At 37.0% G+C, this 10,314-nt stretch carries 7 protein-coding genes; 5 read left to right on the top strand and 2 right to left on the bottom strand.

Features of this window, described 5'->3' with window-relative positions:
• Positions 1 to 17 precede the first annotated feature (17 nt).
• Positions 18 to 1,367, top strand: a complete 1,350-nt coding sequence (locus GXZ93_00315) for a Trk family potassium uptake protein (protein ID HHT78238.1) — start codon at positions 18 to 20, stop codon at positions 1,365 to 1,367.
• A gap of 54 nt (positions 1,368 to 1,421) precedes the next feature.
• Positions 1,422 to 2,084, top strand: coding sequence for a TrkA family potassium uptake protein (locus GXZ93_00310; protein HHT78237.1), 663 nt, complete (start codon positions 1,422 to 1,424; stop codon positions 2,082 to 2,084).
• Between the two features lie 14 nt (positions 2,085 to 2,098).
• On the opposite strand, the gene GXZ93_00305 is transcribed toward GXZ93_00310, so the two are convergent.
• Positions 2,099 to 3,097 carry a hypothetical protein gene (locus tag GXZ93_00305; protein HHT78236.1) on the bottom strand — a complete coding sequence of 333 codons (999 nt, stop codon included), beginning with the start codon at positions 3,095 to 3,097 and terminating at the stop codon, positions 2,099 to 2,101.
• A gap of 188 nt (positions 3,098 to 3,285) precedes the next feature.
• Here GXZ93_00305 and nrdR point away from each other — a divergent pair, with 188 nt between their 5' ends.
• From nrdR to GXZ93_00290, 3 genes are all read left to right on the top strand, one after another.
• Positions 3,286 to 3,738 carry a transcriptional repressor NrdR gene (gene nrdR, locus GXZ93_00300; GenBank protein ID HHT78235.1) on the top strand — a complete coding sequence of 151 codons (453 nt, stop codon included), beginning with the start codon at positions 3,286 to 3,288 and terminating at the stop codon, positions 3,736 to 3,738.
• A 109-nt stretch (positions 3,739 to 3,847) separates the two neighbouring features.
• Positions 3,848 to 4,744: a lysophospholipid acyltransferase family protein gene (locus GXZ93_00295; GenBank protein HHT78234.1), complete on the top strand. Its 897-nt coding sequence runs from the start codon at positions 3,848 to 3,850 to the stop codon at positions 4,742 to 4,744.
• A gap of 24 nt (positions 4,745 to 4,768) precedes the next feature.
• Positions 4,769 to 7,693, top strand: a complete 2,925-nt coding sequence (locus GXZ93_00290) for a cation-translocating P-type ATPase (protein ID HHT78233.1) — start codon at positions 4,769 to 4,771, stop codon at positions 7,691 to 7,693.
• A gap of 32 nt (positions 7,694 to 7,725) precedes the next feature.
• On the opposite strand, the gene GXZ93_00285 is transcribed toward GXZ93_00290, so the two are convergent.
• On the bottom strand, positions 7,726 to 10,002 hold the full coding sequence (locus GXZ93_00285; GenBank protein HHT78232.1) for a vitamin B12-dependent ribonucleotide reductase: 2,277 nt from the start codon (positions 10,000 to 10,002) through the stop codon (positions 7,726 to 7,728).
• Between the last annotated feature and the right edge of the window lie 312 nt (positions 10,003 to 10,314).

The following is a 10,314-nucleotide window of genomic DNA, read 5'->3' as shown; positions in this document are numbered from 1 at the left end:
TATTTAGCGATAATAAAATGGAAGATTTATCATCTTATTTCCTTAAAAGCCAGAGAAAAATAGTAAACAGAGTCATTCTTGCTTTTGCAATTGCTATAATGGCAGGAGCATTTGTTCTCATGCTTCCCCCCATGACAGTAAACGGTATCACTATCATAGATGCATTTTTTACGTCAGCATCAGCAATTTGTGTAACGGGTCTTGTCGTTCAGGATACTGCAACATTTTTTACTGTTTATGGAAAAGCAGTCATACTTATCCTTATACAGATAGGCGGTCTTGGAGTAATGACAATCACATCCATTTTTGCACTGATGCTTGGCAGAAAAATCAATCTGGGTGACAGATTTTATCTAAACACAAGCTTCGGCTCAAATAAGATTTTTTCACCATCAAGATTTTTCCTTATAATTGCATCTACTACCATCATTATTGAGCTTATCGGTACAGGTATTTTAACTTTGCTGTTTCATTTTAGATATGCATATCCTTTAAAAAATGCATTTATACACGGACTTTTTCATTCTGTAAGTTCTTTTAATAATGCCGGATTCTCAATCTATTCCAATAATTTTGTCAGCTTCGCAGAAGATTTCATCTTAAATATTACCGTCATGCTATTAATAATAATCGGAGGGATAGGTTTTTCAGTTTTATCAGAGATACTTGCGTTAAAAAAGACAAGGAGATTATCGCTGCACGCAAAGATAGTTTTTTCAACAACAGGCATACTTATATTTCTTGGAGCAGTTTCGTTCTTCCTGCTTGAATTCAAAAATCCCGGAACAATCGGAACCCTCGGGACCGGTGCAAAAATCCTTTCAAGCTTCTTCCAGTCAGTCACACCGAGAACGGCAGGATTTAACACGGTCAATATGTCGGCATTGAATGAGACGACTCTGGTTATGCTTGTTATACTGATGTTTATCGGCGCGTCTCCCGGAGGTACGGGGGGAGGAATAAAAACCACGACTTTTGCTTCCATAACCCTTTCCGGCTTTGCTGCAATAAAAGGAAGAACAAGTATTACCATATTCAAGAAAAGAATCCCGGGAGGAACAATTTACAGGACACTGACTCTGACACTGACAGCCATTATTCTGATACTTGCAGCTTCAGTATCAATTATGATAATAGAAAGAGAAAGTTTTAGTTTTATAAAAGTATTTTTTGAAGCAGTGAGCGCATTTGGAACAGTAGGCCTATCAACCGGTATGACGCCTTTGCTTGCAACGCCCAGCAAAGTGATTCTGATATTGCTTATGTTTATCGGACGTGTAGGAATAGCTCTTCTGGCTCTGACCATAGCCTCGAGAGTCAAGCCGGAGAAAATAGAAAGACCTGAGGAGTCCATATCAATTGGTTAATTATAATTATATGTATCAAAATATTTTAAAAGAAAAAGAGGTTGGACAGTCATCATGAAAAAATCATTTTTAATAATAGGTCTTGGACGTTTTGGAATAAATGTTGCAAGAACGCTGACAAGAGCAGGACATTCTGTCCTGGGAGTAGATAGCGACGGAGATATCATACAGAAATTCTCATTTGAAATAGATAATGTTATGAAACTTGATGCCACTGACTCTGACGTACTGGATACGCTTGGAATTTCTGAGTTTGAGGCAGTAATAATAAGCATAGGTGAAAAATATATACAAAATTCAATACTCGCAACTTTACTTGTCAAAGAAAAAGGTGCAAAACATATAATTGCAAAGGCAGGCACAAAGGTTCAGGGGAAAGTGCTTGAAAAGGTGGGAGCTGATACAATAGTGTTTCCCGAAAAAGACATGGGGCAGAGAATAGGAAAGACACTAAGCTCAGACACTCTTATTGATTATATCGAATTAAGTCCGGAAGTTTCAATAATTGAACTTAAGGTACCTCTTTTCATGCATGGAAAAAATCTCATAGAACTGAATCTTAGAAAAAAATATTCAGTTACAATTATAAGCATCAAAGATAAAGACGGAAATGTAAAAACGCCACCGGACGTTAATTATAAATTTACAGAATTTGACGTTTTAACACTTATCGGAGAAAATGAGCAGTTCAAAAAACTTCATTTTATTGATTTTTAGTTTTCTGTTTTGAGCTAATCCCTGTCAAGATAATTAAAAATTACTGCATTCAATCTCCTGTTTTTTAAAATATCTGAGGTATGAAATCTGTTAATCCATATTATTTCAGGATCACCCAGTTCTTTTTTAAGCTGCATGATGGTTTTTTTATTGAATAAAGGGTCAAATCTGGAGCTTATTATCAGAGACTCATCACGTTTTATTCTGTGCGCCCATGTAATCGGATCGCTTAAAAACCATTTGGGATTAAGGTATTTATTCAGACAGGAATTCTGTATTTCATGCAAGTCACAGAAGTTTTCCTGTTTTCTTCCATAAATCTTTTTAAATTCCCTGATAAACTCCGGGAAAAAACTATAAAAAAGCGCAGACTTTTCTTTTTCTATTTTCCCCTCTCTTAAATACTTGCCTTTAAGGATAATTTTTGACATGAAACTGTTCCAGTATATTTCATGCCAGTTACCTCCGCACTCCACAAGCACCGCTTTTTCCACTCTTCTTTCAAACGCTTTTATAAAAACAGAGCACATGCCTCCCAGGCTTAAGCCGCATATATAAAAATTTTCTACGGGGAATTCCTTTTTCAGGATATTTATCGCTTTTTTTGCATCAACAACAGCCTGGTGAAAAAAATCAAGCATGCCGCTATCATCATTGTTCAGCAAGACTTCCCCGCTCTTTTTGGAAAAAGGAGTTCTTTCAAGATGAAAGGGAAGATTCATAAAAAAGCAGCTAAATCCGCTTTCAACTGCCTGCTCTGCAAAGGAATAATAAGGAGCAAGCTTGCCGTCCACGCTTTTAAAGCCATGCAGCAGGATAATACATTTTCTCTTTTTATCATTATAACCATCAATATACTCCCCGTTTACCATATCGTTTTCTGAAAAACCGGTCAGAAAAGGAGATTTGAAACGAACAGAGTATTTTCTTAAACCGCTTTCATTTTTTTTAATTTGCTTTTCCAAAAGGACATGCCCAATTTTATTATCTTCCTTATAGTCAAAAAGCCTCATCTATTTACTCCGGATAAGAATCAGAATTACAAAATTACCTGATACTGTTTTATTATTAATGAAAAATTTTTGCCAGGATTTGACTTTATACAAAAATTTGTCTATTTGATTATTTTTTTCTATTATTAATATTATAGATAAAATTTTGTTTTTAAAGTTAAAATTATTTTAAAGCCTGTATTAAAAAAATGAAATGTCCTTACTGCGATAATTTAGACAGCAAAGTCATAGATTCCAGACTTACCGAAGATAATGAGTCCATAAGAAGAAGACGTGAGTGCGAAAGATGTTTTAAGCGGTTTACCACTTATGAGAGAATTGAAACTCAGCCAATAGCTGTAATAAAAAAAGACGGAACAAGGCAGCCGTTCAACAGGAATAAAATTCTTGATGGCCTGATAAGAGCATGCGTAAAGAGAAATATCAGCACAAAATCTCTTGAAAAAGTCGTAAATGAAATCGAAACAGAAATAAACAATACTCCGACTAATGAGATAAGCTCTCAGGAGATCGGGAATCTGGTTCTAAAACACCTGAAAACCATTGATAAGGTTGCTTATATCAGATTTGCTTCAGTGTACAAACAGTTTGACAGCCTGAAAGAATTCAATATGGAACTTGAAGAACTCATGTCTGAATAAATTGTTGAATTTTTACTTTTAATTTTTAATAATGTTAAAAATAAAATATCGTAAGTCTGAGTTCTATTTATAATTTCAGTTTATAAAGATTGATGGTAGTTTTACAAATATGAGAAACAAACCCTCAGGTTTCTTAAGGTTTCTTTATAATTTGGCTGGCTATATAAACTATATGCTGGCAACGCTGGTTGCATGGACTACTCCTTACCCGGTTTCATATTTTATAGGTGTCAATCTTGCCAGACTATGGTACCTGTCAGGAGCTAATACCGAAAAAGTCAAAAAAAATATTTCCAAAGTAATGAATATAGAAGCTGACGATCCCCGGACTTCATACATATGCAAGAAAATATATCTGGAATTTGCCAAGAATATCGTGGATTTTTTGAAAAACAGGATCATTTCCAAAAAACAGTTTAATAAAAATATCGATATTGAAGGATTGGAACATCTTGAAAAGGCTCTTGAACCGGGCAGAGGAGCTGTTATCTTTACTGCACATATAGGTAATTTTGAATGGGGTGCTGCAAGAATAGGAACGGCAGGCTTTAAAATCTCAGGTGTGGGTCTTCACAGAGGCAATCCCCCTCTTGATAATTATTTTGAAAGAAACAGGGAGAATAAATGCCTTAAGACTATATATGCAAATAAAATGCTTCGTGTGTTTAAAATATTAAGAAATAACGAAATAGTTGCAATCCCAACTGACTGGGATCCTCTTAAAAGTTCGAGACAATTTGACTTCTTCGGGCATAAAGCTTTTATTCCTTCCGGATCCGTTCAGATAGCACTGACTGCAAAAGCTCCGTTGCTTCCCAGTTTTATAATAAGAGACGGGAAATATCACCACCATCAGATTATCCTTCCTCCGGTAGAGCTTGAAACAGAAGGCAAAAAAGAAGAAGTCATAGAAAAAAACATGCTTAAAATCATTGCAATACTTGAAGATCAGATAAAAAGAAACATTGAGCAATGGGTTATGTTCCATGATATCTGGGCTGAGTAAAAAAATTTAGTGAAAGAATAAAAAATGGCAGCAAAAAATAATATAAGCGATAAATCGGAATCTGAGACGGGTTTAAAAACATCTGTAATGTGGCATACAAAAACAATTGAAGAGTCTTTAAAAGAATTAGGGTCGGACCCTTTAAAAGGATTAAGCAGCTCCGAAGCCAAAGAGCGTATTGATGTATATGGCTATAATGAAATAAAAGAAAAGGGCAAAAAAAAGCCGGTGATGATTTTTCTTTCCCAGTTCAATGATTTCATGATATGGATACTTATAGCTGCTGCATTTATTTCAGGAATAATAATAAGGGAAATAACTGATGCCATAGTAATCCTGATTATACTTATAATAAACGCTGTGCTGGGTTTTGTTCAGGAATACAGAGCTGAAAAAGCACTGGAAGCCTTAAAAGAGCTGGCAGCACCCACCGCTCTTGTAATCAGGGACGGAAAAGAGATAAAGATAAATTCAAGACAGCTTGTTCCGGGAGATATAATAAAACTTTTTGCAGGAGATCATGTTCCCGCAGACGCAAGAGTTCTAAGCCAATCCAATCTGCTTACAGATGAAGCTCTTATAACCGGAGAATCATTGCCGGTCGAGAAACATGCTACCGTAATAAAAGAAACGAATATAGCAATGGGGGACAAAAAAAATATTGTCTTCAGCGGAACCACTATTGTAAAAGGCAGATGCCATGCGCTTGTGGTGGAATCAGGCGAAAATACCGAGATAGGCAAAATTGCAAGCATGGTTCAGGAGGTTGAAGAGGTAACACCGCTTCAGAAACAGCTGAAATCTGTCGGGAAAAAAATAGGCATACTGTGCATAGTCATAAGTCTTATTGTGTTTGTTGCAGGTATGCTGAAAGGCAATACTGCGGTGGAAATGCTCCTTGTGGCCGTTGCTTTGGCAGTTGCAGCCATACCTGAGGGTCTTCCAGCCATAGTCACCATATCTCTTGCGCTCGGAGTACAGAGAATGGCAAAAAACAATGCAATAGTCAGAAAACTAAGCTCTGTTGAGACTCTTGGAGGCGTCACTGTAATATGTACCGACAAAACGGGCACACTTACCGAAAACAAGATGACCGTAAGAAAAATATTTGCCGGCGGAAGTGAAATAACTGAGTATGAAGAAGAGCTTGCAAGATTTAAAAGAGACAAGCCTGAACTTCCGGATGAAAATAATCTTAAATCAGCAATAAATAAAACATACGCGGACTTTGATAAAAATCTTGCATTAATGATTCTTCTTGAGAATGCTGTTCTTTGCAATGATGCATATTACATTGATGAAAAGAGCGATAAAATGATCGGGGATCCCACTGAAACTGCCCTTATTGAAATGGGAAGGATATTCAATTTTTCCAAACCTTACTGTGAACTGAAGATGCCCAGAAAAATTGAAGAACCTTTTGATTCAATCAGAAAAATAATGACCACGGTTCATGAAATCCATAAAGATAGTTTTGCTTATCAGCTTGATTTTATAAAGGACAGGATAAAGCCGGGGGCAAGTGAAGAAGATAACGGTTATCTGATTTTTGTAAAAGGTGCTCCGGAAGAAATTCTTAAGAAATGTACCTATATAATTAAAAACAACAAAGTCTGTGAAATGATATCGTCCGATAAGGAAGAGATAGAGGCACAGACTGCGCAGATGGCACAGAAAGCAATGAGAAATCTTGCTTTCGCGATAAGATATACTGATGTCCTGCCTGATCCAAAAGAGATTGTGGGGCTGGAAAAAGAACTTGTTTTCTGCGGCATTACCGGTATGATAGACCCGCCAAGGCCGGAGGTTTATGAGGCTATAGAAAAATGCAGAAAAGCAAATATAAAAGCAGTCATGATAACAGGAGATCATTATCTTACTGCAAAGGCAATCGGCGAAGAGTTAAATATCCTGAGAGAAGGCGAAAAGATAATTGAGGACTCCGTTTTGGATAAGATGAGTCCTGAAGAGCTTGAGAAAGAAATTGAAAATATAAGCATATTTGCCAGGGTCTCTCCTTTAAACAAGGTAAAAATTGTAGAAGCCCTCAAGAAAAATAATCATATAGTTGCAATGACGGGAGATGGCATAAATGATGCTCCTTCCCTGAAGAGAGCGGATATAGGAATTGCCATGGGGATAACGGGCACAGATGTAAGCAAGGAAGCAAGCAAGATGATACTTACCGATGATAATTTCGCCACAATCATAAAGGCAATAAGAGAGGGGCGGGTTATTTTTGACAATCTCAAGAAGTTTATTCTTTTCCTCCTCTCGTGCAATATTTCTGAAGTTTTGCTGATGTTTATAGCAATAGTATTCGGCAGCTTTATATTCAATTTAATGGGGATACAGTTTAATGCAGTCTATATCCCTCTTATTCCTGTTCAGATATTATGGATGAACCTTATAACTGACGGATTTCCTGCCCTTGCGCTTGGCATAGACCTCCCCGAGAGAAATATAATGGCAAGAAAGGCCACCAAACAGAAAGAGCAGATTTTAAGCAAAGGCAATCTCGGTATGGTTTTCTGGCAGGGCCTGATACTTACACTTGGATCTCTTACAATCTATTTTCTTGAACCGCTGTTGTTTCATGATGTGGCCATATTCAACGAAACAGAAATTTTCCAGACATCTGTCTTTACAACACTGGTGCTGGCACAGTTAATGCATGCATATAACTACAGGGTAAATAATAAGGGCATTTTCAGAAAAGGTCTGTTTGCCAATAAATTCCTTAATCTTTCTTTTATTGTATCAATGCTGCTGCAGATAGGAATTATTTATATACCTGTTCTTCAGAATGTATTCAAAACAAGGAGCCTTAATTTGTATCAGTGGCTTCTGATAATTTCATGCTCATTGGGTTCGGTTCTGCTAATAAATTTAATCGATGTTATTATCAACTTTAAAAAGAACAGAAGCAACCGTCTTGCAGGCAGCTGATATCAGTGTTCTCAAACTTTCGGCATTATTTATTAGGAGCATTTGGAAAAACCGCATATCCTGCATACATAACAGCCGCCTTCAGGCTCCATTATACCGCCGCATCCGTCCTCAGGGCAGATCATAACTGATTTGGGGCCGCTTGTTGCATCAAAATCAAACTTGTTCGTACCTTTGATGTAAAATTCAATTGCCTTCCCTATAGCGTCCGGGCACGACAGAACATGTGTGCTTCTATCAGCGATACAGGTCACGCATCTGATTCCTCTTACCTGCTTCTGAACAGAATTGATGTCAATTCCAGATCTTATTAATATGCTTATAAGCCTTCCTATGGCTGCAGAAAGAGCAGAACACCCTTCTTCGCCTGTATTGGTAAACACTTCACAAATACCGTGTTCATCGGAATTGACGGTTACATATAATTTCCCGCAACCGCCAATATTATATTTTTTGGTCATACCTTCGGTAACTTCAGGCCTTGGTCTTGGTTTTATATTTATTTTCTCACCATATGATGCATGGATTTGTTCTTCTTTCATTATTTCTTTTTCTGCATCTTTTCCGGAGTCAATGACAAGAACCTGTGATTCTCTGCTTTTATCTCTGTATATGGTTATTCCCTTGCATCCAAGCCTGTACGCCAGCATATACACTTCCTCGACATCCTTGACCGATGCGTCGCTCGGGAAATTAACCGTTTTGGAAACAGCATTGTCCGTAAATGTCTGGAATGACGCCTGCATTCTGACATGCCATACGGGAGGAATATCATGAGCTGTTACAAAAACACGCCTGTATTGCGACGGAACTTCTTCAATATCTTTTAATGAACCATGTTTTGCTATTTTTTCCATTAATTCTTTTGTGTAGAAACCTTCTTCTTTTGCAATCTTTTCAAAATAAGGATTTATTTCTACCAGACGGTCATTATCCATGACATTCTTTACAAAAGATACTGCAAACAAAGGCTCAACTCCGCTTGAACACCCGGCTATTATGCTAAGAGTCCCGGTCGGCGCAATGGTAGTAGTTGTGGCATTTCTGATTTCATATCCTTCAGGAGAATCATATACGCTGCCTTTATAATTGGGAAAAGACCCTCTCTCGGCTGACAGCTCCTTTGATGTTTCTTTGGATATATCATTTATAAAGCTCATAATATTCTTGCTTATTTCCAGAGCTTCTTCACTGCTGTACGGGATCCCCAGTCTTATGAGCATATCCGCAAAGCCCATCACTCCAAGACCGATTTTTCTGTTGGATTTTACCATTGCCGATATCTTGTCCAGAGGATATCTGCTTACATCTATTACGTCGTCAAGAAATCTTACTGCCGTTTTCACAATATTTTTCAGCTTCTCATAGTCAACTGAAACAACTCCGTTATCTTCCTTAATCATATTGGACAGATTAATTGAACCCAGATTGCATGCTTCATAAGGAAGAAGCGGCTGTTCGCCGCAGGGATTGGTTGATTCTATAAGACCGACGTGAGGTGTGGGATTATCTTTGTTAAGCCTGTCAAGAAAGACTATGCCGGGGTCACCGTTCTTCCATGCCTGATAGATTATTTTATTAAATACTTCTCTTGCTTTGTAGCGGTTTGCAACCTCTTTTGTCCTTGGATTTATAATGTCATATTCGTCATCATTTTCAACAGCTTTCATAAACGCTTCCGTCACACCCACGGAAATATTGAAATTGGTTAATTTCTCATTATCTTCCTTAGCTGTAATGAATTCGAGAATATCGGGGTGGTCAATCCTTAAAATCCCCATGTTTGCGCCCCGTCTTGTCCCGCCCTGTTTTATAGTATCCGTTGCAGCATTAAAAACAGTCATAAATGAAATAGGCCCGCTTGAAACTCCTTTTGTTGAAAGAACAACATCATTCTTCGGCCTGATATTTGAAAAAGAATAACCGACGCCTCCGCCGGATTTTTGTATAAGCGCAGTTTCCTTGAGAGCCTCAAAGATTGCGCTCATGGAATCACCAACCGGGAGAACAAAACATGCTGCAAGCTGCTGAAGTTCCCTGCCCGCATTCATCAAAGTCGGGGAATTCGGAAGAAAATCGAGATCGGTCATAATATCAAAGAACTGTTTTTCGATTTCTCTTATCTCTTTGTCGGATTTATTATAATTTTTTTCTGCTGAAGCAATATTTCTTGCAACCCTTAGAAACATGTCTCTTGGCTGCTCAAGAAGATTTCCGTATTCATCTCTTTTCAGGTATCTTCTTTCCAATACTGTTATTGCATTGCTTGTCAGGTTTAAAGGTTTTACCTGATAATATTCTTTATACATATCAGGTGTTTTCTCATTTTTTTTAGCATTATCAGTTTTTTCAGAATTGATGCCTGAAATCTTTTTTTTAATTTCTTCTCCCATATCTTCCCTCGACAATTATAAAAAGTTAACTGCTGAGCAGGTAAAAATTATTAGAAATAAATAATTTAATAATATTAAGCTTTTATTATAAATTAATATATATAGTGTGTGTTAATATATTAAAACACAATATATTGTGTGTCAATATGTTTTTATTTTTTATTTTTCTTTTAAAAAGGCCGGAACTTAACCAAAAAAATAATACCCTTTTTACTAAAAAATTATATT

The sequence above is a fragment of the Actinomycetota bacterium genome, from assembly GCA_012837825.1.
Lineage (GTDB): Bacteria > Actinomycetota > Humimicrobiia > Humimicrobiales > Humimicrobiaceae > Humimicrobium.
This window is presented reverse-complemented; position numbering and strand designations above follow the sequence as displayed.